The 24,308-nt window shown below is 50.7% G+C and carries 24 protein-coding genes and 1 other RNA gene; 14 read left to right on the top strand and 11 right to left on the bottom strand.

The window, feature by feature from the left end; translation table 11 throughout:
* A complete protein-coding gene (locus tag I2D83_RS16685; protein WP_181844588.1) occupies nucleotides 1–444 on the bottom strand; it encodes a hypothetical protein in 444 nt (147 codons plus the stop codon).
* A gap of 269 nt (nucleotides 445–713) precedes the next feature.
* Between I2D83_RS16685 and I2D83_RS16680 the strand changes: the two genes are divergently transcribed.
* From I2D83_RS16680 to amtB, 5 genes are all read left to right on the top strand, one after another.
* The gene (locus I2D83_RS16680) at nucleotides 714–1,175 is read left to right on the top strand and encodes an Lrp/AsnC family transcriptional regulator (RefSeq protein WP_015839354.1); all 462 of its coding nucleotides are present in this window, start codon (nucleotides 714–716) and stop codon (nucleotides 1,173–1,175) included.
* 78 nt (nucleotides 1,176–1,253) lie between these two features.
* Nucleotides 1,254–3,020 carry a SmdA family multidrug ABC transporter permease/ATP-binding protein gene (locus tag I2D83_RS16675; RefSeq protein WP_205946947.1) on the top strand — a complete coding sequence of 589 codons (1,767 nt, stop codon included), beginning with the start codon at nucleotides 1,254–1,256 and terminating at the stop codon, nucleotides 3,018–3,020.
* Nucleotides 3,017–4,792: a SmdB family multidrug efflux ABC transporter permease/ATP-binding protein gene (locus I2D83_RS16670; RefSeq protein ID WP_205946946.1), complete on the top strand. Its 1,776-nt coding sequence runs from the start codon at nucleotides 3,017–3,019 to the stop codon at nucleotides 4,790–4,792. Before I2D83_RS16675 ends, I2D83_RS16670 begins: the two co-directional genes overlap by 4 nt.
* A gap of 359 nt (nucleotides 4,793–5,151) precedes the next feature.
* The gene (glnK, locus tag I2D83_RS16665) at nucleotides 5,152–5,490 is read left to right on the top strand and encodes a P-II family nitrogen regulator (RefSeq protein ID WP_002208627.1); all 339 of its coding nucleotides are present in this window, start codon (nucleotides 5,152–5,154) and stop codon (nucleotides 5,488–5,490) included.
* Between the two features lie 37 nt (nucleotides 5,491–5,527).
* Complete coding sequence (gene amtB, locus I2D83_RS16660) at nucleotides 5,528–6,814, top strand: ammonium transporter AmtB (protein ID WP_015839357.1); 1,287 nt, start codon at nucleotides 5,528–5,530, stop codon at nucleotides 6,812–6,814.
* Nucleotides 6,815–6,966: 152 nt separating this feature from the next.
* Here the strand turns inward: amtB and tesB are convergent, their stop codons facing one another.
* Nucleotides 6,967–7,830 (bottom strand): acyl-CoA thioesterase II, encoded by an 864-nt coding sequence (tesB, locus tag I2D83_RS16655; RefSeq protein WP_015839358.1) that lies wholly within the window; start codon nucleotides 7,828–7,830, stop codon nucleotides 6,967–6,969.
* 211 nt (nucleotides 7,831–8,041) lie between these two features.
* Here tesB and I2D83_RS16650 point away from each other — a divergent pair, with 211 nt between their 5' ends.
* Nucleotides 8,042–8,623, top strand: coding sequence for a YbaY family lipoprotein (locus I2D83_RS16650; RefSeq protein WP_015839359.1), 582 nt, complete (start codon nucleotides 8,042–8,044; stop codon nucleotides 8,621–8,623).
* Nucleotides 8,624–8,642: 19 nt separating this feature from the next.
* Here I2D83_RS16650 and I2D83_RS16645 read toward each other — a convergent pair whose 3' ends face one another.
* Complete coding sequence (locus I2D83_RS16645) at nucleotides 8,643–8,963, bottom strand: MGMT family protein (protein ID WP_015839360.1); 321 nt, start codon at nucleotides 8,961–8,963, stop codon at nucleotides 8,643–8,645.
* Between the two features lie 186 nt (nucleotides 8,964–9,149).
* Between I2D83_RS16645 and ffs the strand changes: the two genes are divergently transcribed.
* An RNA gene (gene ffs / locus I2D83_RS16640) (signal recognition particle sRNA small type) lies at nucleotides 9,150–9,246 on the top strand.
* A 463-nt stretch (nucleotides 9,247–9,709) separates the two neighbouring features.
* Here ffs and I2D83_RS16635 read toward each other — a convergent pair.
* From I2D83_RS16635 to I2D83_RS16610, 6 genes are all read right to left on the bottom strand, one after another.
* Nucleotides 9,710–9,913 (bottom strand): HHA domain-containing protein, encoded by a 204-nt coding sequence (locus tag I2D83_RS16635; RefSeq protein WP_005976087.1) that lies wholly within the window; start codon nucleotides 9,911–9,913, stop codon nucleotides 9,710–9,712.
* 53 nt (nucleotides 9,914–9,966) lie between these two features.
* Nucleotides 9,967–10,335: an Hha toxicity modulator TomB gene (gene tomB, locus I2D83_RS16630; RefSeq protein WP_005976089.1), complete on the bottom strand. Its 369-nt coding sequence runs from the start codon at nucleotides 10,333–10,335 to the stop codon at nucleotides 9,967–9,969.
* Between the two features lie 596 nt (nucleotides 10,336–10,931).
* A complete protein-coding gene (gene ykgO / locus I2D83_RS16625; protein WP_005976091.1) occupies nucleotides 10,932–11,075 on the bottom strand; it encodes a type B 50S ribosomal protein L36 in 144 nt (47 codons plus the stop codon).
* Between the two features lie 17 nt (nucleotides 11,076–11,092).
* Nucleotides 11,093–11,341 (bottom strand): type B 50S ribosomal protein L31, encoded by a 249-nt coding sequence (locus I2D83_RS16620; RefSeq protein WP_015839361.1) that lies wholly within the window; start codon nucleotides 11,339–11,341, stop codon nucleotides 11,093–11,095.
* Between the two features lie 234 nt (nucleotides 11,342–11,575).
* The gene (locus I2D83_RS16615; protein WP_015839362.1) at nucleotides 11,576–14,704 is read right to left on the bottom strand and encodes an efflux RND transporter permease subunit; all 3,129 of its coding nucleotides are present in this window, start codon (nucleotides 14,702–14,704) and stop codon (nucleotides 11,576–11,578) included.
* Between the two features lie 28 nt (nucleotides 14,705–14,732).
* On the bottom strand, nucleotides 14,733–15,926 hold the full coding sequence (locus I2D83_RS16610) for an efflux RND transporter periplasmic adaptor subunit (RefSeq protein WP_205946945.1): 1,194 nt from the start codon (nucleotides 15,924–15,926) through the stop codon (nucleotides 14,733–14,735).
* 165 nt (nucleotides 15,927–16,091) lie between these two features.
* Between I2D83_RS16610 and acrR the strand changes: the two genes are divergently transcribed.
* Nucleotides 16,092–16,733, top strand: coding sequence for a multidrug efflux transporter transcriptional repressor AcrR (acrR, locus tag I2D83_RS16605; RefSeq protein WP_181844585.1), 642 nt, complete (start codon nucleotides 16,092–16,094; stop codon nucleotides 16,731–16,733).
* A gap of 37 nt (nucleotides 16,734–16,770) precedes the next feature.
* Here acrR and rsmS read toward each other — a convergent pair whose 3' ends face one another.
* Together rsmS and priC are read right to left on the bottom strand one after the other, a co-directional pair.
* Nucleotides 16,771–16,959: a pleiotropic regulatory protein RsmS gene (rsmS, locus tag I2D83_RS16600; protein WP_015839365.1), complete on the bottom strand. Its 189-nt coding sequence runs from the start codon at nucleotides 16,957–16,959 to the stop codon at nucleotides 16,771–16,773.
* A gap of 36 nt (nucleotides 16,960–16,995) precedes the next feature.
* Entirely contained in the window at nucleotides 16,996–17,532 is a 537-nt protein-coding gene (priC, locus tag I2D83_RS16595) for a primosomal replication protein PriC (RefSeq protein ID WP_205946944.1), read from the bottom strand.
* A gap of 199 nt (nucleotides 17,533–17,731) precedes the next feature.
* Here priC and I2D83_RS16590 point away from each other — a divergent pair, with 199 nt between their 5' ends.
* The 6 genes from I2D83_RS16590 (at nucleotide 17,732) to htpG (ending at nucleotide 24,069) form a co-directional block, all read left to right on the top strand.
* Nucleotides 17,732–18,127 (top strand): DUF454 family protein, encoded by a 396-nt coding sequence (locus tag I2D83_RS16590; RefSeq protein ID WP_015839367.1) that lies wholly within the window; start codon nucleotides 17,732–17,734, stop codon nucleotides 18,125–18,127.
* Between the two features lie 216 nt (nucleotides 18,128–18,343).
* On the top strand, nucleotides 18,344–18,898 hold the full coding sequence (apt, locus tag I2D83_RS16585; RefSeq protein ID WP_205948212.1) for an adenine phosphoribosyltransferase: 555 nt from the start codon (nucleotides 18,344–18,346) through the stop codon (nucleotides 18,896–18,898).
* A 74-nt stretch (nucleotides 18,899–18,972) separates the two neighbouring features.
* Complete coding sequence (dnaX, locus tag I2D83_RS16580; protein ID WP_205946943.1) at nucleotides 18,973–21,030, top strand: DNA polymerase III subunit gamma/tau; 2,058 nt, start codon at nucleotides 18,973–18,975, stop codon at nucleotides 21,028–21,030.
* A 40-nt stretch (nucleotides 21,031–21,070) separates the two neighbouring features.
* Nucleotides 21,071–21,400, top strand: coding sequence for a YbaB/EbfC family nucleoid-associated protein (locus tag I2D83_RS16575; protein WP_010286242.1), 330 nt, complete (start codon nucleotides 21,071–21,073; stop codon nucleotides 21,398–21,400).
* Complete coding sequence (gene recR, locus I2D83_RS16570; RefSeq protein WP_014914551.1) at nucleotides 21,400–22,005, top strand: recombination mediator RecR; 606 nt, start codon at nucleotides 21,400–21,402, stop codon at nucleotides 22,003–22,005. Before I2D83_RS16575 ends, recR begins: the two co-directional genes overlap by 1 nt.
* A gap of 180 nt (nucleotides 22,006–22,185) precedes the next feature.
* Nucleotides 22,186–24,069 (top strand): molecular chaperone HtpG, encoded by a 1,884-nt coding sequence (htpG, locus tag I2D83_RS16565; protein ID WP_181830076.1) that lies wholly within the window; start codon nucleotides 22,186–22,188, stop codon nucleotides 24,067–24,069.
* Nucleotides 24,070–24,308: the final 239 nt, after the last annotated feature.

Raw genomic sequence — 24,308 nt, 5'->3', positions numbered from 1 at the left:
TTACCCAAAAATCATAACAATCGCGGTGGCTATTACTATGATAGCCATTAAAGTAAATGCCATATTGATGGCACTAATAATGAAAGGGAATGCGATTACTGCGATGCCGAGCATTGCCGCGCTTATGCAAGGCCTGGCAGCTTCACGGCGAGAGAAGCCGAAAATGGCGAAAATAATCGCGAGACAGCCTAATGCTGATGTTGCAGCAATAACGACGCGTCGTTCATTAAAGGGGGACTCGGTTTGTTGTGTCGGGGGGGCTTTCCCCATCAGCCTGTTTAGGGTTGTGTCTCGGATAGAAACAATTTTCTCTGCGATTTGTTCTTCAATGGTGACTTCGGGCGTTGATGGTCCTGCCCAAAAGTAGGAAACGGCAACAAGCAGTGCTAATGCACCAAGCACCATCCCAATCGTACTGAATTTACTCTTTTTATCTGTTGTCATTATTTTCGCCACTCCTGATTGGCATAAAATACGCTGTTGGTCGATATCGCCACAAATCGTAGAATTCAACCAGCCTGTTTATCGTATCACTCTCTGTAAAAGGTAATGAATTACCATATTATACAGTTTGTTATGTTTTTTCATTATCGAGTGGTGATGTGGTTTTCTGATGTCGTCAGTGAGTGTTGAAACCAATTTGGGGCGGAAAGAACATTGATTTTCTCTCCCAATGGCGGAAAGTAGAGAAAAGTTTTCTATGGAGTGGCCCTATGTTGGATAAAATTGATCGCACATTGTTAAATATGCTGCAACAGGATTGCACGCTCTCGCTACAGACGCTGGCCGATGCGGTTAATCTGACGTCAACGCCGTGTTGGAAACGCCTGAAGCGTCTGGAAGAAGAAGGGATTATCCGGGCTCGGGTGGCGCTGCTGGATAATGAGCGTCTGGGATTAGGACTGACGGCGTTTGTCTTATTGAAGACGCAGCAGCACAACCGCGACTGGTATCAGACCTTCACTCGCGTGGTGTCCGACATGCCGGAAGTGTTGGCTTTTTATCGTATGGCCGGTGAATACGATTACCTGATGCAGGTTCAGGTCGCTGATATGAAAAGCTATGATAATTTCTATAAACGGTTGGTGAATGGTATTCCTGGGCTGGTCGATGTAACATCTAGCTTTGCTATGGAACGAATCAAACATACCACGGCATTGCCCTTATCCCTGTGATCTATCGTTCATCCGTCTTTTGTATAATCACTTGTCTGAGTCTGTCATGACCCGTCTGGCTATTGGAATGAAAACCGCGTGAGACTGTTTGCTCAACTGAGTTGGTATTTTCGCCGTGAATGGCGGCGCTATCTGGGTGCCATTGCGCTATTGATTGTGATTGCCATTCTGCAATTGCTTCCTCCTAAACTGGTTGGCGTGATCGTCGATGGCGTGACGCAACACGGCATGTCGATGGGCGAAATGATGAAGTGGATTGGCGTGATGCTGCTGACTGCCGTCATGGTTTATCTGCTGCGTTACGTGTGGCGAGTGTTCCTGTTTGGCGCCTCATACCAGTTAGCGGTTGAGTTACGCGAGGATTTTTACCGTCAACTGAGCCGCCAGCATCCGGCGTTTTACCAGCGTCACCGTACCGGCGATCTGATGGCGCGTGCTACTAACGATGTCGATCGCGTGGTCTTTGCCGCCGGGGAAGGGGTGTTGACGTTGGTCGACTCGATGGTGATGGGCTGTGCTGTGCTAGTTGTCATGTGTACTCAAATTAGCTGGGAACTCACTCTGCTGGCACTGCTTCCGATGCCGGTCATGGCGATTTTCATCAAACGCTACGGCACCCAGTTGCATAACCGTTTCAAATCCGCACAGGCGGCGTTTTCTTCTCTTAACGATCAGGCGCAGGAAAGCTTGACCAGTATTCGCATGATTAAAGCCTTTGGACTGGAAAACTATCAATCTGCGCGTTTTGCGCAGGTTGCGGCGGATGCAGGGGCTAAAAACATGCACGTTGCCCGAGTTGATGCCCGCTTCGACCCCACTATTTACATTGCTGTCGGGCTGTCGAATTTGCTGGCGATTGGCGGCGGCAGTTGGATGGTGATTAACGGTTCGCTGACGTTAGGCTCGTTGACCAGTTTTGTCATGTATCTGGGATTGATGATATGGCCGATGCTGGCGCTGGCCTGGATGTTTAATATTGTTGAGCGTGGTAGCGCGGCATATAGCCGTATTCGTCAGCTACTTGCGGAAGATCTTGTGGTGAAAGACGGCGAGGAATCATTGCCTGCCGAACGGGGCGTGTTGGCGGTGAATATTTCCACGTTTCGCTATCCAGATAATGCCCGCGATGCCTTACAGCATATTCAGTTTACGCTGGCTCCAGGCAATATGTTGGGATTATGTGGACCGACGGGGTCGGGGAAAAGTACGCTGCTGGCGCTGATTTTGCGTCATTTCGATACCCCATCGGGAGAGATTCGTTATCACGACCGCCCGTTGAATGCTATTCGGCTGGATGAACTACGGAGTCGTTTTGCCGTTGTCGGGCAAATGCCCTTTTTGTTTTCGGACACGGTAGCGCAAAACATCGCACTGGGTCGACCTGATGCGACGCAGCAAGAGATTGAACAGGCGGCACGGCTTGCCAGCGTTCATGACGATATTCTGCGTTTGCCTCAGGGCTATCAGACTGAGGTGGGTGAGCGTGGCGTGATGCTATCTGGCGGTCAAAAACAGCGGATCGCGATTGCCCGGGCGTTACTGCTGGATGCTGAAATTCTGGTGTTGGATGATGCGTTGTCTGCGGTGGATGGGCGAACGGAGCACCAGATTTTGCAAAATCTTAAAACATGGGGCGAAAAACGGACGCTGATCATCAGCGCACATCGCCTGTCGGCCCTCACTGAAGCGAATGAAATCGTGGTGTTGCAGCAAGGACAAACGGTGCAGCGTGGCACACACCGGACGCTGGCGGCAGAACCCGGCTGGTATCGGGATATGTACCGCTATCAACAGTTGGAGGCGGCACTGGATGATGTGCCGCAGGCGGAAGGAAAGAGAGGATGAAGAGTTCTCAACAGTTTTGGCCAACGTTGAAACGCTTGTTGGCCTATGGTTCACCCTGGCGGAAACCGCTGATGTTAGGTGTGCTGATGTTGTGGGTTGCTGCTGCCGCAGAAGTGTCTGGCCCTATATTGGTGAGTTATTTTATTGATGATCTGGTGGCCAAAGGTGAATTCCCGCTGGCGATTGCGGCGGGTCTGGCGATGGCCTACATCCTGCTGCAAGTTCTGGCGGCACTGCTGCACTATTTTCAGACATTGTTGTTTAACCGCGTAGCGGTCGGTGTCGTTCAGCAACTGCGCATTGATGTAATGGATGCGGCTTTGCGCCAGCCACTGAGTACATTCGATACGCAACCCGTTGGGCAACTGATTTCACGCGTCACTAATGACACCGAGGTCGTTAAAGATCTGTACGTCATGGTGGTGTCAACGGTATTACGCAGTGCGGCGCTGGTTGGTGCGATGCTGGTGGCGATGTTCAGTCTCAGCTGGCAGATGGCGTTGATTGCGCTGATGATTTTCCCTGCGGTCGCAGTAGTCATGGGGCTGTACCATCGTTTCAGTACGCCGATTGTGCGTAAGGTGCGAAGCTATCTGGCCGACATTAATGACGGTTTCAACGAAGTGATTAATGGCATGGGCGTCATTCAGCAGTTTCGCCAGCAGGCTCGCTTTGGCAAGAAACTGGGGGCTTCCAGCCACGCGCATTATGAAGCTCGAATGAAGGCGTTGCGTCTGGAAGGTTTCCTGTTGCGACCGCTGCTGAGCTTATTTGCCGCGATGGTGCTGTGTGGTTTGTTGATGCAATTTGGTTTCAGCTCGGTAGGGTCGGTTGGCGTCGGGGTATTGTATGCGTTTATCAACTATCTTGGCCGTCTGAATGAACCGCTGATTGAGCTGACAACCCAGCAGTCCATGTTACAGCAGGCTGTCGTTGCCGGTGAGCGCATCTTTGAACTGATGGATGGTACAAAGCAGGGCTATGGAAATGATGAGCGTCCGCTGGCTACCGGGCGCGTCGATATTGACGATGTCTCTTTCTCGTATGGCACGGAAAAGCGCGTACTACAGCATATTTCTCTGACGATACCAGAGCGCGGGTTCGTCGCGCTGGTCGGGCATACTGGCAGCGGAAAAAGTACCCTGGCCAGTTTATTGATGGGGTATTACACGCCGGATGAGGGAGAAATTCGGCTTGATGGTCGGCCACTATCGACGCTTTCTCATGCAGTGTTGCGCCAAAATGTGGCAATGGTGCAGCAGGATCCCGTTGTGCTGGCGGAGTCCATGTTTGTGAATGTGACGCTGGGGCGTGATATCAGCGAAGAGGCGGTCTGGCGCATGCTGGAAGTAGTACAACTTGCTGAACTGGTTCGGGATTTCCCGGAAGGGTTGCATACGCGTATTGGCGAGCAAGGGAACAACCTGTCCACCGGACAAAAACAGCTGTTAGCGATTGCGCGGGTGCTGGTGCAAACGCCTAAAATCCTGATTCTCGATGAAGCGACGGCGAATATTGACTCGGGTACGGAGCAAGCGGTGCAAAAGGCACTGCGCATCATCAGGAAGCAGACAACCTTAATTATCATCGCGCATCGGCTTTCCACCATCGTTGAGGCCGACACGATAATGGTGCTCCATCATGGGCAAACTGTTGAGCGGGGAACGCATGAGCAACTGCTGCAACAGCAGGGGCGCTATTATCAGATGTATCAACTGCAACTGGCCGGAGAGGATCTTGCGGCCGCCAGCACTGAGCCTTGCACGGCATAATTCTATTATTTGTCATTCTATAGTCTGCACCGCCTAGAGTGGTGCAGACTGACAGTCTTCTTATGTCTTCGCACCATCAGCAAGCATTATGATTCTGGTTTTTACCCGCACTGCACTGAAAACACTCCTTGCGCACTAAAATAGTGCAATTCTTGCCCAAATCTTCTTGTCTTTCTTTCCTGCTGTGTTTGCTTTTTGTCCTTTCTCATCTTTAAACACGTTCTCTTTCCTGATTTATGCCAGATAAATCATTTATGGCACACCCTTTGCTTTAGTTATGGCGTAGACCTACTTCATAGAGCACATAATCGAACAAGTGACGGGCGAAAGCCTGAACGTAATGGCTAGGGGGAAGACAAATGAAACTGGTTACTGTGGTGATAAAACCATTCAAGCTGGAAGATGTACGTGAAGCGTTATCTTCTGTCGGCATCCAGGGGCTCACCGTCACTGAGGTGAAAGGATTTGGTCGTCAGAAAGGGCACGCGGAACTCTACCGCGGCGCAGAATACAGCGTTAACTTTTTACCCAAGGTAAAAATTGATATCGCGATTGCAGATGACCAACTGGACGAAGTGATCGATGTTATCAGTAAAGCCGCGTACACCGGAAAAATTGGTGACGGCAAAATTTTTGTCGCCGAGCTGCAAAGAGTTATCCGTATTCGTACGGGTGAAACTGACGAAGCTGCACTTTAACAACACCTAACGTAGATACGTAAATAGGGATGGAAAAATGAAAAAATTACTCTCTTCATTAGGTCTCGGTGTGGCGGCATTACTCCCGTCCTGGGCAATGGCTGCAACACCGACGATTGATAAAGCGGATAACGCTTTTATTATGATTTGTACCGCACTGGTACTCTTTATGACTATACCGGGCATTGCACTGTTTTATGGCGGTCTGATCCGTTCTAAGAACGTTCTGTCCATGATGACGCAGGTGAGCGTAACGTTCGCGATGGTCTGTATCCTGTGGGTGGTTTACGGGTATAGCCTGGCCTTCAGCGAAGGTAACGCCTTCTTCGGTGGTTTCAGCACGTTTATGCTGAAAGGCATCGGAATTGAATCCATTAGCGGAACCTTCTATCAGTTCGTGCACGTGGCGTATCAGGCTTCCTTTGCTTGTATCACCGTTGCGCTGATTGTTGGTGCGATTGCTGAGCGTATCCGCTTCTCTGCTGTGCTGATTTTCGTTGCGCTGTGGCTGACGTTCTCCTACCTGCCGATGACGCACATGGTGTGGGGCGGCGGTTATCTGGCTGCGGATGGCGCGCTGGACTTCGCTGGTGGTACGGTGGTTCACATCAACGCCGCAGTGGCTGGGTTGGTTGGTGCTTACCTGCTGGGCAAACGTGCTGGTTTTGGCAAAGAAGCCTTCAAACCGCATAACCTGCCAATGGTATTTATCGGTACGGCGATTCTGTATATCGGCTGGTTTGGCTTCAACGCTGGTTCCGCCGGTGCTGCGAACGGTATTGCTGCTCTGGCTTTCCTGAACACGGTTGTCGCGACGGCTGCTGCGATTCTGGCATGGGTTGGCGGTGAGTGGATGGTACGCGGTAAACCTTCTCTGCTGGGCGCATGTTCAGGCTGTATCGCGGGTCTGGTGGCTATCACACCAGCGGCAGGTACGGTGGGCGTGGGTGGTGCACTGATCATCGGTCTTGCTGGTGGCGTTGCAGGCTTGTGGGGCGTAACGGTACTGAAAAGATGGCTGCGTGTGGATGACCCTTGTGATGTGTTCGGTGTTCACGGCGTGTGCGGTATCGTTGGTTGTATCCTGACAGGCGTATTCACATCGGCTTCTCTGGGCGGTACTGGCTATGCTGAAGGCGTGACGATGGCGCATCAGGTTTGGGTTCAACTGTTCAGCGTCATTGTTTGTCTGGTGTGGTCCGGCGTGGTGGCATTCGTTGCCTTCAAAGTAGCGGATATGATTGTCGGCCTGCGTGTACCTGAAGATCAAGAGCGCGAAGGTCTGGATGTCAACAGCCATGGCGAGAGTGCTTACAACCAATAAGAGCGACTACATCAATCAGTAAGAGTGCTCAAATACAGCAAGCAGGCGTGGGGGAAACTTCATGCCTGTTTTCTTATCAGTCTTAAACTCTTGTGATTCTTAAGCCACCTCCTCCGGAGGTGGTTTTTTACTTTATGGCGTTGCCGCAATGTTTACTGCTGGCGGCGACGCATGACGCCTTCCTGCACGCTGGACGCAACCAGCACACCTTCACGGGTGTAGAATTGCCCACGTACGAAGCCACGAGCGCCGGATGCAGAGGTACTTTCCACGGTGTATAACAGCCAGTCGTCTAACCGGAAATCACGGTGGAACCACATCGAGTGATCAATCGTGGCGACCTGCATACCCGGTTCCAAAAAGCCAACGCCATGAGGCTGTAAGGCTGTGAGTAGGAAGTTGCAGTCAGACGTATAGCCAAGCAGGTATTGGTGAATACGCTTATCGTCCGGCAGAGGGCCGCAGGCCTTGCACCAGACGTGTCGCACCGGCTCGTCCACTTCGCCTTTTAAAGGGTTATGGAATTTAACCGGACGCATCTCAATCGGGCTGGCCTGAATAAATTTGTCGCGAAAGCGGGGCGGTAGAAGATGCTGCATATCTTGCGCGATTTCCTGCTCGGATTTTAGCGCTTCTGGCGGCGCAACCTCCGGCATTACATTCTGGTGTTCAAATCCTTCTTCATGGCTTTGAAAAGAGGCCGTCATATAAAAAATAGGGCGGCCATTCTGGATGGCGCTGACGCGTCTGGCGCTGAAACTGTTGCCATCGCGCAGGTTTTCAACGTCATAAATAATCGGTTTCTGGCTGTCGCCGGGCAGCAAAAAGTAGCTGTGAAAAGAGTGAATGTTGCGCTCGACGGGAACGGTCTGTTTGGCGGCTGACATGGCCTGACCTACGACTTGCCCGCCAAAGACCTGGCGCAGCCCCAAATCATCGCTTTGTCCGCGAAATAGCCCTTCTTCGAGCTTCTCCAAATGCAGGAGGTCGAGAAGGTGTTGTAGTGGTTGACTCATGGTATCGGCCCCAATGGATGAGAATGGCAGTTATCTATTTGTTTTGTAAGGTGTAAAATATCTTCTTATTACTTCTTACTGCAATAAATATGCGGATTTCAGGAAAATATCAGAATTTTGCACCATCATTATTGTGTTGGGTGAATCATACTATTTATGAGTGCCGGTTTTCGATACCGGTAGTCTGACAATAATAAAGGAGACTGACCGAATGAAATTATGGCATATCTTAGGCGGTATCACGTTATCGATGACTCTGGCTGCATGTGCACAGAGGAGTGATTATGGCGTTTCTCCTCAAACTGGTGCACCTGTCACCAGTGCTTCTTCACAGCGCCCGGCTGTTGCGATGCCAGCGGTAACCGGTACGGTGAATATTCGTCAGCGCATTGCACTCCCTCACAACGCAGTCTTAACCGTTACGGTGTCTGATGCATCGCTGGCAGATGCGCCTTCAAAAGTCATTACTCAGCGCGTGACGCGAACAGAAGGAAAGCAGGCACCTTTCCAATTCGAGTTACCGTATAATCCGGCTGATATTCAGCCCAACGCGCGTATCTTACTTAGTGCAGCCGTTGCAATTGATAATCGCGTCGTGATGGTGACGGAGAACGTCTTGCCGGTCATTAGCAACGGGGTCAATAATGCCGATTTGGTGCTGGTTCCTGTCGCCTCTGTTCCTCTACCGGCTAAAAATCAGGGATCGATGATATCCAACCCGGCGAATGAGACCCCTCATATGCTTCAGGGGCAACCTGCATCCTCATCAATGTCACCACAGACAACTTGGTAATTCATCTGGATACGCGCCGCTATGGCGCGTATTGCCAGCGATATTTCGCTAGATCAATCTTTCCCTGACGATTAAAAATAATCCCTTCCGCTTGCAGCGCTGACTTTTGGCGCACATAGTCTCCACCTACCAGCGATATTTCACCTTTACGATTGATTACTCGATGCCAGGGGAGTTTGCTGTCTTTCGGCAGGCGCTTTAATACCCCTCCTACTTGTCTTGATGCTCTGGGGGAGTCGGCAAGCTGAGCGATGTCACCGTAAGTCGCTATTTTTCCGTAAGGAATCGCCGCGACGATTTGAAAAACACGCTGGCGGAAATTATCGTTTTCTTCTGACATCAGCGGATGTTCCTGCTGTTCCTAAATCGATTTACTATCATAGTGGCACAGTGGAGTGGGTAAGAAAACAACGGTTAGTCTGTGTTAGCTTGCAATTGCCTATCCCATCGCCGATAATGCCCACCGCTTTGTGACACGCTGCGGTTATCATGTGCAAACTGTTATTAAAGTCGTCAATGGAGGCCCTGTCGGTTCTCCCGCAACACTAACCTGTGGATTCGGTCAGGTCCGGAAGGAAGCAGCCGCAGCAGGAGACGTGTGTGCCGGGATGTAGCTGGCAGGGCCTCCACCATTTCTGTTCTTCTATCGCCGCTTCGTCGTCAGATCGATCTTCATCCACTGCTCGTAAACGCTGCTTTCTGCCACATACCCATTTTTGACCGTGAGCCTGCTCTCTGGCACACATAAGCTCCGAACCATCATTTCAGTTTTATTGTTCTTTGCTTCTCCGGAAGGATACTGAGCTTCTTTGCTCGGTGAGTAATAATTGTGCCAATTATTGCATCGTCTGTTTTTATCACTGGATATACTATTCGTAATGTTATAGATGCGGCTGTTATAAATGATAAATGGGGAGTAAATAAACGTGGAGGTCTGAAGGGTAATTCATTTTTGCTTAATATTCTAAATACAATTTGTTACAAGTATTACTCAATTAATACGTTAAAAAGATAATAAAAACAAAGGCCGATAATATTATCGGCGCAGTGTATTAATGTCAGTTTTTGTATACGTTTCGTTTGGAATTAACGGACGTATCGCCATACTGCGGTAGGAACTTTGTCGTAAAGTTTGTTCATCGTCAGTTCTGCCAGACGATGATCGGCTGCGGAAAAGAACATCTCCAGTTCATCATTAGAGAGTTCATACTTGTTTTTTTCAATAACGCGTTCGAGAGTGTCAATGGTTGTGCATTTACGCAAACGCATCAAATAGTCGATTTTTTTCATAATGGCCTATGCAAACAGTACCTGGTGGTTAAAAAATATAAATAAATTATTGCTTAAGTTTTAGCAGGCGTACAGACGTTCTCCCCTGAGAACATTCCGAATAATTTTGCTTTGGACTTCTGCCAGCGCCGCAGTTCAGCATCATTAATCCCATAGTTGCTAAACAAGACGTAAGTATCATCCAAATACTTTTCAACCTGCTCTGAAAGCTCACTTTCGTTAGGGTATTTTATTTTAAATGTGAGAATAAACGTAGCGATATGCTCAATAAGTTCATTTAATTGGAGATTGATCGCAGATGTTGGATCATTGACCCAGCCGTGGCTGCTATCGCCTAACGTTGCTATGCTTTCGTCACACAGATTCTCACATAAGAATCTGAGTTGGGCAATATCATAATGTTTTGGTGTGTACTCATCCATATCAATCCCTCCGTTAAGCCGTTATTCAGTGTTACTTCGGTTAACACCTGGTAAACAGGTAGACTGATGAAACTTGCAAGATAAAACGTTAACGCTGTTTCGTATTCATGTTGTTACAGACAGAGCGTTGAGCGATTGTGATTTGTTCCGCAATGAATGAGACAACAGAGATGTTTATACCTCCTACTATCTACTATGTCGCGAAATAGGGTTGGCGTAAATACCAATCTATCATGACTTAACCTTAAGTATAGCTGTACCATCTTGGTTACGGTTACGTCATTCTATATATGACTATAGCAAAAGCGTTCGTAAAGTTCGCTGATAATAGGTAAGGTTTTTACCGCTATTTATTTTGATTAATCCTCATATTTTTTGTTGTAACAATGAGCATAGAATAAACTCGGCTGCTGATTATTTAATTATTTCTATCTGAAAATATGAGAAATGGCAGAAGGAATGCGAAGGAATTGTGCAGTAGATAAGCGAGATTGGTGCGGGTTATCTTATTGTTTCAGAAGTTTTTTCATGCGCGCATCCCGTACAGCCTTGTTAACGCCATAACACAGACTGTATCGGGATGGGGTCGAGAAAGATTAACCTTTTTTCTTTTTTCCGCCTTGCACGGCCTTAAAGCGCGGATTGGATTTGCATATAACGTAAACTCGCCCGCGACGGCGAACCACAATACAATCTTTGTGACGATTTTTTGCTGAACGCAGCGAACTAAGCACCTGCATTTAATAACCCTCTCTGATTACTTGAAGAAGTTCCCAAAGCGCTGCTGGAAGCGCGCTGTGCTGCCTTCTTTGGAATATTCTTTTTGCTTCCCGGTGTAATAGGGATGCGATGCCGAAGAAACGTCAATGGTGACGTAAGGGTAGCTGGTACCCTCCAGTTCAATGGTTCGATCGGTTTTAATTGTTGAGCCCGTCCTGTAATAGACATCTGCGCTGGTATCGTGAAATACCACCGTGCGGTAGTCAGGATGAATACCTGCTTTCATACTTACCTCTTTTGTTATGTTATAACATATGCATTATGTTGCGCTTTTTTGGCATCGGGATCAACCATTATGTTGTTTTGAGAGCGCGGAATCCCCTAAGTCACTATAGATACGGATAAAGCTGTAAACAGCGCTGTCTGAGGTGGGTTAATCAATCGAAAAGGGGAAAGGCATAGGGAAATAAAAAAGGCCGCTAGGCGGCCTTTTAGAGTTGAGAACGGTGTTTGTTCAGTCTTAGTGCGCTGTTGTGTCGTCTACTTTTTTGCCGAAGCGACGGCGGACAACCACAAAGAACACGGGAACGAAGAAGATAGCCAGCACGGTTGCGGTAATCATCCCGCCCATTACGCCAGTACCAACGGCGTTCTGTGCACCGGAACCTGCTCCACTACTGATTACCAGTGGCATTACGCCGAGGATAAAGGCCAGTGATGTCATCAGGATTGGGCGCAAACGCATACGAACGGCATCCAGCGTTGCTTCTATCAGTCCTTTCCCTTCTTTTTCCATCAGATCTTTAGCAAATTCGACGATCAATATGGCGTTCTTCGCGGATAGCCCTATGGTTGTCAGCAGGCCCACCTTAAAGTAAACGTCGTTTTCAAGACCTGTCATATTTGCCGCAATCAATGCGCCGATGATCCCCAGTGGAACAACCAGCATGACGGAGAACGGTATTGACCAGCTTTCATAAAGTGCTGCCAGACACAGGAACACAACAATCAGTGAAATCGCATAGATTGCCGGTGCCTGGTTGCCTGATAACCGCTCCTGATAGGACATACCCGTCCATTCGTAGCCGATACCTTGCGGTAACTGGGCCACGAAACTTTCCATCAATGCCATGGCTTCACCAGTACTCTTACCTGGCGCGGCTTGACCTTGGATCTGCATGGATGGTTGGCCGTTATAACGTTCCAGACGCGGTGAACCGTATTCCCAGTGGCTCTGCGTAAAGGCAGAGAATGGCACCATTTGTCCGTTGCTACCGCGGATGTACCAGTTTTTGATGTCATCCGGCAGCATACGGAAAGGCGCATCAGCCTGAACGTACACTTTCTTCACGCGACCGCGATCGATAAAGTCATTTACATAAGAACCACCCAGCGTGGTTGCCAATGTTGAACTGATATCCGACAGCGACACGCCAAGCGCCTGTGCTTTTTCCTGATCGATATCGAGACGGAACTGCGGTGTATCTTCCATCCCGTTAGGACGAACTTGTTCCAGGGTATCAGGGCGTTGTGCCGCCATGCCTAGTAGTTGGTTACGTGCTTCCGTCAGTTTTGCGTGCCCAAGGTTAGCCTGGTCAATCAGCTGGAAGTCGAAACCTGTTGCGGTACCCAGTTCGATAATCGCAGGAAGGTTGACTGCGAAAACCATAGCTTCTTTATACTGGCTAAAGGCTGCGTTTGCTCGTCCTGCAATCGCCATAACTTTATTTTCGGCGCCGCTTCGTTCACTCCAGTCATTCAGGCTGGCGAAAGCCAGACCGGCGTTTTGCCCACGACCAGAGAACCCAAAGCCCGTTACGGTAAACACAGACTTGACGTTGCCTTTCTCATTTTCGAGATAGTATTGCGTCATTCTGTCCATGATTTTCTGGGTATTTTCCTGCGTTGCCCCTGAAGGCAACTGAACGATGTTCAGGAGAACCCCCTGATCTTCGTCTGGCAGGAAGGAAGTCGGTAGACGTAAGAACAACAGCGCCAGACCCACAACAATCAGCAGATAGATGACCAGATAACGGCCTGTGCTACGCAGGATATTTGCCACGCTATCGGTGTAATGGTGCGTGCTTTTCTCAAACAGCCTGTTGAACCAGCCGAAGAAGCCTGTTTTCTCACTGTGATCGCCTTTGGCAATCGGTTTTAACAGCGTTGCACAAAGAGCAGGAGTCAGGATCAACGCGACCATCACCGACAGCACCATCGCAGAAACGATAGTGATGGAGAACTGGCGGTAGATTGCCCCTGTGGAACCACCGGTAAACGCCATTGGGACGAATACCGCGGACAGTACCAACGCAATACCAACCAACGCGCCCTGGATCTGCTCCATGGAACGTTTTGTCGCTTCTTTAGGCGGCAGGCCTTCTTCCGCCATGACACGTTCCACGTTTTCCACGACGACGATGGCATCATCCACCAGAAGCCCGATGGCGAGAACCATTGCGAACATCGTCAAGGTGTTAATGGAATAGCCAAACGCGGAGAGGATGGCAAATGTCCCCAGCAAGACGACAGGTACCGCGATGGTTGGGATCAGCGTGGCACGGAAGTTCTGCAAGAACAGATACATCACAAGGAATACCAGCACGATGGCTTCCACCAGCGTTTTCACTACTTCGTTGATCGAGATCTTAACGAAGGGTGTTGTATCGTACGGGTAAACAACTTTCAGGCCGGCAGGGAAGAACTCTTCCGCTTTCGTCAGTGCCTCTTTTACCGCAGTTGCCGTATCCAGCGCGTTTGCGCCTGTTGCCAATTTGATACCGATACCGGCAGCAGGTTTACCATTGAAACGTGCTATGACGTCGTAGCCTTCTGCGCCCAGCTCAACGCGTGCGACATCTTTAAGGCGAACCTGAGACCCATCAGCATTGACTTTCAGCAGTATTTTAGAAAATTCCTCTGCTGAATTCAGACGGGTCTGCGCAATGATCGAGGCATTTAATTGCTGGCCGGGAACTGGTGGTGCGCCCCCTAACTGTCCTGCGGCGATCTGGTTGTTTTGAACACGAATTGCCGCGGTGACGTCACCTGCGGTTAACTGATAGTTGTTCAGTTTGTTTGGATCCAGCCAGATACGCATCGCGTACTGTGAACCAAACAGCTGAGCGTCACCCACGCCGGATGTACGGCTGATAGGGTCTTTAACGTTAGCGGCCACATAGTCAGCGATATCTTCCTGTGACATTTTACCGTCTTCACTGATGAAGGCGGCAACCATGAGGAAGCTGCTACTGGATTTCTGGACGTTAACCCCTTGCTGTTGTACTTCCTGTGGCAGCAGCGGCATGGCCAGTTGCAGTTTATTCTGCACCTGAACCTGTGCGATGTCCGGATCCGTACCTGCCTCAAACGTCAGCGTAATCTGAACTGTACCGGAAGAGTCACTGCTTGATGACATATACATCAGGTTATCGATGCCGTTCATATTCTGTTCGATAACCTGCGTAACGGAATCTTGCAGCGTTGATGCATCGGCCCCTGGATAAGTTGCTGTTACGTCAATCGCAGGTGGTGCGATCGTCGGATACTGGGCAATCGGTAATTTAACAATTGCCAGCAACCCCGTCAGCATCACCATGATGGCGAGTACCCATGCAAAAATGGGTCGATCTATAAAAAACTTAGCCATGAATTGTACCGGCTCCTGTTAGAACGTCTTAAGACTTCGCGGGTTCTGCTGGCGCTTGCTGTGCCTGCTGATTTTCTTGAGCGACTTCTTGAGTTTTCACCTGCGCACCGGGGCTGATTTTTTGCAGACCCGTAACAATAACGCGATCGCCCGCTTTCAAGCCTTCGGTAACCAACCATTTGTCACCAACTGCTTTACTGGTTGTAAGCGTACGGGGTTCCACTTTATCGCCTTCCCCAACCACCATAGCGGTAGCCTGGCCACGTGGGTCGCGAGTAACACCCTGCTGCGGCACTAATAATGCCGTCGGGTTAACGCCGGAATCGAGACGTGCGCGTACAAACATACCGGGAAGAAGGTTGTGCTGCGGGTTAGGGAAGATGGCACGCAGTGTGATGGAGCCGGTGGTTTCATCTACCGTGACATCAGAGAATTCTAATGTACCTGCCTCGGCATATTCAGTACCGTTTTCCAGTAGCAGGCGGACATTAGCTTTGCCTGCGCTTTGTTTCAGCGTACCGTTTTCCAACTCTCTTTTCAGTTGCAGGAAATCGTTGCTGGACTGTGTGACGTCAACATAAATCGGATCAAGCTGTTGCACGGTCGTTAATGCAGTTGCTTGCCCGGTTGCCACCAAGGCGCCTTCCGTTACCGTGGATTTACCCACACGGCCTTCGATAGGTGAACTGACTTTGGTGTAAGCCAGATTGATTTGTGTGGTGTCCACTGCCGCTTTGGCAGCCTGAACGGCAGCATCAGCTTGACGCGACGTGGCGACGGCCTGGTCATAATCCTGCTTGCTGACGTAGTTGGTGCCTAGCAGTGGCTTATAACGGTTAACGGTCAGACGGGCAATTTCTGCCTGAGCCTGAGCCTGAGCGAGTGAACCTTTGGCGCTGTTGTAGCTTGCCTGATAGGTCGCCGGATCGATTTGATACAGCGATGCACCTGCTTTAACGTCCGACCCTTCAACGAAGTTGCGTTTGAGAATAATCCCACCAACCTGTGGGCGAACTTCAGCAATGCGGTAAGCACTTGTACGGCCCGGCAGCTCGGTCATGACATTCAGTGCTTCCGTTTTTAACGTGACAATACCCACTTCAGGCATCTGCTGCTGTGTGTCGCCTTGCTGATTATTGCCGCCATCACATCCTGCGAGCATTAAGCCGCCAGAAAGCATCAGAACTGCCGCCAGAGGCGTTAGCCTTCTGTTTTTGTTCATAGATAAACCTCAAGTGTCCGATTTGAAATTGACCAATGGATCACAAGCCCAAAAACCCATTGCTGCTATAGTCTTATGTTCGTGCTATGTTACATACATACTTGAATGTATGTAAATCTCACTTTCCTTCAAATACAGCGTTATGGCACGAAAAACCAAATTATCATGGCACGAAAAACCAAAAAACAGGCTCAGGAAACCCGACAACAGATACTGGATACCGCGTTAAGAGTGTTCTCTGAGCATGGTGTGTCTGCGACTTCATTGTCCGACATTGCGACTGCTGCTGGTGTGACCCGCGGTGCTATTTATTGGCACTTTAAGAACAAGGCCGAAATTTTCGATGAGATCTGGGCGTTGGCAGAGTCGAAAATCAGTGAGTTTGAAATAGAGTATCAGACAAAATTCCCTGATAATCCACTCTGCGTGATGCGTGAATTATTGATTTATATGCTGCGTTTAACAGTTAGTGATACTCACTGGCGATCCATTATGGAGATCGCTTTTCACAAATGTGAGTTTGTCGGTGAAATGTTGCAATCGTATAATGCGCGCAAAGAGCTTTATCTTTCTTGCTATGTCGATATTGAAGAAAACCTGATTGAGTGTATTCGTCTGGGCATGTTGCCGACGGACATTCATTCCCGCCGTGCTGCGATTGCGCTGCGTGCCTATTTTTCCGGTGTGATGGAAAACTGGCTATTTATGCCGGAAAGTTTCGATCTCGATCAGGAAGCTCCGGCGCTTGTGGATGCCTTTATCGATATGCTGCATTTTAGCCCGGCGTTACGTAAACCCGCTGAGTAAGCCGTCGCTCGACGGCGCTAACGTCTCTCACCTCTAATTACCTGGGAGATTTCCCTTTGATGATGAGGTCTGCGTCGCCGTCTTTTGGCGAGAGCTTTTTCTCAAAATCGGTACGTACAATCTCCAGAGCAGCCAGTGCGATATGTGGCTCGATCTGGTTTTCTTCCAGCAACATAATCAAATCGACCGCTAGCTTGATTTCGGGTGGGGCATTTTCAAGTGACATAACGTCATTCCTCTTTTTCCTCGACGAACCGCTGCGCTATAGCCCTTGCTCCCGGCGTTCGATTTGACGCTCCAGTCGCGATAGCGCCTGACGGCAGCGTGATAGTCGTCCTTCCAGCGCCGCCAGCTCTTTTTGTAACCGCTGTTGCTCGCTGAAAAGTGTCTGTGTGATGAGCAGGCTTTCTCTATCTTGAATCATGGAGAGCAAACGGCGTTCATAATCCTGATGTTCTGCCAGTTTGTGGTACACATCTTCCGGCTGCGGGGCAGCACGTTGCTCTTGCCTGCGTAATGATTGCGTCGCCAGTTCGCGCTGCAGTGCGGCTATTTGGCTGATCAGCTTTTCTGCCAGAAATGCTACGCGTTCGGTGCGTTGCTCGGCGACCAGCTGTTTTATTGCATGCAGATTTTGCTCAACTTCAGCGCGATAATCCCGCAGTCGGGTGCCGTAACTGCTAAAGAGCTGGCGGTCAAAGCGCGATTGCGGCACGGCTTTATCCGCCAGCGGTTCAAGCTCTTTTGCCAGCGTGGTAATTTGTTGTTCAAGCGCTTGCAGCAATCGATGCGTGTTCACTTTTTTCCTTACCGTAAAGTTGATGATTCAGAGCGTCTGCGCGTGGTATACCAGCATGGTGAGTTTGAGCTGCCTTGCATGAGGATATCTTAACTAATCCATTGAGCAAGGTGGTGATAAAGTGTGATGGATATTGTCGTAGGCAAGAAATACTGAGTAGACAAAGCATATTGGTAGTGAACAAAGCGTAAAGGTGAATATGTATCGCGTGTTGTTGATTATATTGGGGTGGGTTTCCGTTGTGCTGGCAACGTTGGGCGTCGTGTTACCTTTATTGCCAACCACGCCTTTCTTGTTACTGGCCGCCTGGTGTTTTGCCCGCTCATCCCCGCGTTTCCATGACTGGCTACTGTACCGTTCGTGGTTTGGCAGCTACCTGCGCCATTGGCAGCAACATCGGGCTCTGCCGCCGGGGGCAAAATGGAAGGCAGTCACCATGATTCTGTTAACGTTTGCGCTTTCGCTCTGGCTGGTTAAGCTGGTTTGGGTCAGGATCTTGCTATTGGTCATTTTGGCTATTTTGTTGACCTTTATGCTTCGTTTACCCGTGCTTGATCCAGAACAACAAACGCAGGGCGCGAATCCGAAAAGATAGCGTAAGCGGCGGTCCTGTGACGGAAATACAAAAAATACGCACCCAGAGTGCGGATAGTTGCATTTGTCCGTCACTTTGACTAGATTTGACCGTTTTCGTGCGCGGGTCGCCATTTTCCTCTTTGTCATAATGCCTCTTCATCACGCTATGAGATGATGAAAGCCTTGTGGTGACCGGCATTTGTATGTTCAGAACGTTTTATCAGGCACAACTATGATGACCGTAACAGCGCAGCAGCAGGCAGAATTAATTAAAAACAGTATCAAAAGCATCCCCGATTATCCGAAGCCGGGCATACTGTTCCGTGATGTCACCAGCCTGCTGGAAGATCCTGTGGCCTATGCGGCCAGTATTGAGATGCTGGCGAACCGTTACCGCAACAGCGGCGTGACGAAGGTTGTCGGTACGGAAGCGCGTGGTTTTCTGTTTGGCGCACCGGTTGCTTTAGCGCTGGGCGTGGGTTTTGTTCCCGTGCGTAAACCGGGCAAGCTGCCACGTCCGACGATCAGCGAAAGCTATGAACTCGAGTATGGTTCAGATACGCTGGAAATCCATTCAGATGCGATCTCTGCTGGCGATAATGTGCTGGTGATCGACGATCTGCTGGCAACGGGCGGCACGCTCGAAGCGACGGTGAAACTGATTCGTCGTCTGGGCGGTATGGTCAACGATGCCGCTTTTATCATTAACTTGTTCGATCTGGGCGGCGAGCAACGCCTGACTGGGATGGGTGTCACCTGCTATAGTCTGGTTGACTTCCCCGGACATTAATCATAACAGTCTCGCCGATAGCGGCGTGGCTGTGTTAGCATGATCGCCTCAATAACTCGACTGTTGCGGTATTGATGAGCTATCAGGTTCTTGCCCGTAAGTGGCGTCCCCAAACCTTTACCCAAGTTGTCGGTCAGGAACACGTCCTGACCGCGTTGGCTAACGGCCTTTCCTTAGGCAGAATCCATCACGCTTATTTGTTTTCTGGCACCCGTGGCGTCGGGAAGACGTCGATTGCCCGTTTGCTGGCAAAAGGGCTGAATTGCGAACAGGGCGTGACGGCGACGCCGTGTGGCCAGTGTGATAACTGCCGCGAAATCGAACAGGGCCGTTTTGTTGATTTGATCGAAATCGATGCTGCGTCTCGTACTAAAGTAGAAGATACACGCGATCTGCTGGATAACGTGCAGTACGCCCCCGCGCGCGGACGATTTAAGGTGTACCTGATTGACGAAGTACACATGCTATCGCGCCACAGCTTTAATGCGCTGCTGAAAACGCTGGAAGAACCGCCTCCGCACGTTAAATTCCTGCTGGCGACCACCGATCCGCAGAAACTGCCAGTGACCATTCTGTCACGCTGCCTGCAATTTCACCTCAAAGCGCTGGATGCCGAACAGATTCGCGCGCATCTGGAACAGGTATTACAGGCCGAAAACCTTGTCAGTGAGCCCCGTGCGCTGCAACTCCTGGCACGCGCTGCCGATGGGAGCTTGCGTGATGCGTTGAGCCTGACCGATCAGGCCATTGCCATGGGGCAGGGGCAGGTCACGACGGCGTCAGTCAGCCAAATGCTGGGCACATTGGACGATGAGCAACCGCTGGCACTCATTGAGGCATTGGCAAAAGGCGATGGTGCACAGGTCATGTCGCTGTTAGATCAGGTCGCGGCACGGGGTGTGGACTGGGAATCGCTGCTGGTAGAAACCCAGACGCTGTTACACCGTATTGCCATGGTTCAACTGCTGCCTGCGGCGTTGGGAGATGATTACGCGGCCGTTGAAGCCCGTATGCGGGATTTGGCGCGTGCGCTGCCGCCAACGGACGTGCAGCTTTATTACCAGACGATGTTAATTGGCCGCAAAGAGCTGCCTTTCGCGCCAGATCGGCGGATGGGCGTTGAAATGACGCTACTGAGGGCGCTGGCGTTTCATCCCAGTCAGATTATCGCTGAACCAGTAGCGCCCGTTCAGGTTGCACAAGCGCCAACTATTCAACCCGCTGTGCCGCAGGCCGTTGCCACGGCATCGGCGAAGATTCGTACGCCAGCGCCGCAGTACGGTGAGACTCAGGCTGACGTGCTGACACCATCTTATTCGCCCGAACCACCGATGGATGCATCCGCGTATGCGCCGCCGTTAGGAGAACCGCCTGCTTCAGTCGGTTCTGCTGAGCAGCATGGTGAGAGTGAACTGCCTGATGCGACGTCTCAGCTGTTACAGGCGCGCAGTCAGCTACTGCGAAAACAGGGGAGTACGCCACCAAAAAAGGCTGAACCGGCAGCGTCTGACAACACGCGGCCGGCAACCTCAGCGCTGGAGCGGTTAGCTTCTGTGACTGAGCGCAGCATTCAACGGCAAAACGCGAAAACGTCTCCCTCCGAGCCTAAAAAGCCGGAAGCCTATCGTTGGCGGGCGCAAAACAAAGTCGATGAAGAGAAGGTCGATGTGGCGACACCAAAAGCGCTGCGTTCGGCATTAGAGCATGAAAAGACGCCTGAACTGGCGGCACGGCTGGCGGAAGAGTCACTGAAACGAGATGCCTGGGCGGCGGAAATCCATCGCCTGACGCTGCCAAAGCTGGTACAACAGCTGGCACTCAATGCATTTAAGGAGAGCGAGGAGGCAGGCAAGGTCCATCTGCATCTGCGTTCATCGCAACGGCATTTGAATTCGCCGGCGGCACAAAAGACGCTGGCGGATGCATTGACGGCTCACTACGGGCATCCTGTAGAATTACGGATTACGGAAGACGACAACCCAGCGGTGCGGACGCCGTTGGAGTGGCGTCAGGCTATCTATGAAGAGAAGCTGGCGCAGGCGCGTCAGTCGATTCTGGCCGACACAACGATTCAAACGCTGCGGCGTTTCTTTGATGCGGAACTGGACGAAGAAAGTATCCGCCCTGTTTAACCGCTGCGAGTACGCAGCCCGACGTGATAGAGAGAAAACTATGTTTGGTAAAGGTGGAATTGGCAACCTGATGAAGCAAGCCCAGCAGATGCAGGAAAAAATGCAGCAGATGCAGGAAGAAGTGGCAAATCTGGAAGTCACGGGCGAATCGGGCGCGGGTCTGGTGAAAATCACGATCAACGGTGCGCATAACTGCCGTCGTGTTGAGATCGATCCAAGCCTGATGGAAGACGATAAAGAGATGCTGGAAGATCTGATCGCTGCGGCGTTCAACGATGCCGCTCGCCGTATCGCGGAAACGCAGAAAGAGAAAATGGCAGCGGTTTCCAGCGGCATGCAACTGCCGCCAGGCTTCAAGATGCCGTTCTGATGCAGACCAGTCCGCTTCTTGAATCATTGATGGAAGCGCTGCGCTGCCTGCCGGGCGTTGGGCCCAAATCGGCACAGCGCATGGCGTTTCAACTGCTGCAACGTAACCGCAGCGGCGGTATGCGTTTGGCACAGGCGTTGACGCGGGCGATGTCCGAAATCGGCCACTGTAGCGATTGCCGGACATTCACTGAACAGGACGTTTGTGCGATTTGTTCGAATCCGCGCCGCCAGCAAAATGGGCAGATTTGCGTGGTGGAAAGCCCGGCTGATATTCATGCTATTGAACAGACGGGGCAGTTTGCCGGTCGTTACTTTGTGTTGATGGGGCATTTGTCGCCGCTGGATGGCATTGGCCCGGATGATATCGGTTTGGGGCGCCTGGAAGAGCGCCTGCAAGTGGAATCGATAAGCGAAGTGATTCTGGCAACTAACCCGACGGTAGAAGGCGATGCTACAGCGAACTATATTGCTGAGCTGTGCGCGCAACACGGCGTGATGGCCAGCCGCATTGCTCACGGTGTTCCCGTTGGCGGTGAGCTGGAAATGGTCGATGGCACCACGCTGTCCCATTCACTCGCAGGACGCCAGCCTTTCCGGTTTTAACCTGTCGGCGGCCAGCGCCATTCTCTGGCTGCCGCAGTCTTGCTTTCCGTGCCCATCTCATCGTTTTCTTTTTTCACTAAAATTTACCCCTTGAAACCACCGCAGTTTATCCCCATCTGTTACTTATCGTCAGTTTAATCAGCCTGAATAATATTAGGATTGAGGTAAGCAACAATGAGTATGAAAGGCCAAGAAACTCGCGGGTTCCAGTCCGAAGTTAAGCAACTCCTGCATTTGATGATCCATTCGCTCTATTCCAATAAAGAAATTTTTCTGCGTGAATTGATCTCCAACGCCTCTGATGCGGCAGACAAGCTACGTTTCCGTGCGCTGTCCACGCCAGAATTGTATGCGGGCGATGGCGACCTGCGTGTACGCGTGTCCACGGATAAAGAAAAACGTACGCTGACGATTTCTGACAACGGCATCGGCATGAGCCGTGACGAAGTGATTGATAATCTGGGTACGATTGCGAAATCTGGCACCAAGGCGTTTCTGGAATCCATGGGTTCCGATCAGGTTAAAGATAGCCAACTGATTGGCCAGTTCGGTGTGGGTTTCTATTCCGCTTTCATCGTGGCGGATAAAGTGACCGTGCGTACCCGCGCAGCGGGTGCAAATGCCGATCAAGGCGTGTATTGGGAATCCGCCGGGGAAGGGGATTACACCATTGCTGACATCACCAAAGACGATCGTGGAACGGAAATCACTCTGCATCTGCGTGAAGGTGAAGACGAGTTTCTCGATGACTGGCGTGTGCGTTCCGTCATCAGCAAATACTCCGACCATATCGCGCTGCCGGTAGAAATCGAATCTCAGACAGAAAGTGAAGAAGAAGGCGGCGAGTCCACGGTTAGCTGGGAAAAAATTAACAAGGCTCAAGCCCTGTGGACACGCAGTAAATCTGAAGTCAGCGATGATGAGTACAACGAATTCTATAAACACATCTCCCATGACTTTACCGATCCGCTGAGCTGGAGCCACAACCGTGTGGAAGGCAAGCAGGAATACACCAGCTTGCTTTATATCCCTGCTCGTGCACCGTGGGATATGTGGAACCGCGATCATAAACACGGCCTGAAATTGTACGTTCAGCGCGTCTTCATTATGGATGACGCCGAACAGTTCATGCCTAACTACCTGCGCTTTGTTCGTGGCCTGATTGATTCCAACGATCTGCCGCTGAACGTTTCCCGTGAGATTCTGCAGGACAGCCGTGTGACGCAAAATCTGCGTAATGCGCTGACTAAGCGTGTGCTGCAAATGCTGGATAAGCTGGCGAAAGACGACGCGGAAAAATACCAGACGTTCTGGCAGCAATTTGGTCTGGTGCTGAAAGAAGGCCCGGCGGAAGATGGCAGCAACCGTGAAGCCATTGCGAAACTGCTGCGTTTTGCTACCACGCAATCTGACAGTTCCGCGCAGACGGTGTCACTGGAAGATTACGTTAGCCGGATGGTAGAAGGTCAGGACAAGATCTACTACATCACCGCAGATAGTTATGCGGCGGCGAAGAGCAGCCCACACCTGGAGCTGTTCCGTAAGAAAGGTATCGAGGTATTGCTGTTGTCCGAGCGCATTGACGAGTGGATGATGAGCTACCTGACCGAGTTCGACGGTAAATCCTTCCAGTCTGTCAGCAAAGCAGACGAGGCGCTGGATAAACTGGCCGACGAAGAAAACGAGGAACAGAAAGAAGCACAGAAAGCGCTGGAGCCGTTTGTTGAGCGTGTGAAAACCCTGCTGGGTGAGCGTGTCAAAGATGTGCGCTTCACGTACCGTTTGACCGATACGCCTGCGATTGTCGTAACAGATGCAGACGAGATGAGTACGCAGATGGCGAAGCTGTTCGCCGCAGCGGGCCAACAGGCACCGGAAGTGAAGTACATTTTTGAACTGAACCCGGAACACGCGTTAATTAAACGTGCTGCCGACGTTTCTGATGAAGCGGAGTTTGGCGAGTGGGTTGAGCTGCTGCTGGATCAGGCTCTGCTGGCCGAGCGTGGGACATTGGACGACCCGAACTTGTTCATTCGTCGTATGAATCAGCTGCTAAGTGCCTGATAGTCATACCCTCCAGACCCCGGTTACCACCGGGGTCTTCCCCCGATTTTTGCGCTTCCTTCCGCTATTGAGCGTTTCTTCGTCTACACTGAATGGCAACATTGGGCAGACGGCAAACCGTATTTGTAGGCATCTGGCTTTTTTTCATCTGCTTGCGCGTTGCTGAAGCGAGCCCGTTCCTTGAGCATAAGCGTCTGGAATGGTATGGTTTAGCGTTTTTCAAATTTATTTTATAAATA

Source organism: Pectobacterium aroidearum (assembly GCF_015689195.1).
In the GTDB taxonomy this organism is placed as follows: domain Bacteria; phylum Pseudomonadota; class Gammaproteobacteria; order Enterobacterales; family Enterobacteriaceae; genus Pectobacterium; species Pectobacterium aroidearum.
Note: the sequence above shows the minus strand (reverse complement) of the source record. Positions and strands in the feature narration are given on the sequence as shown.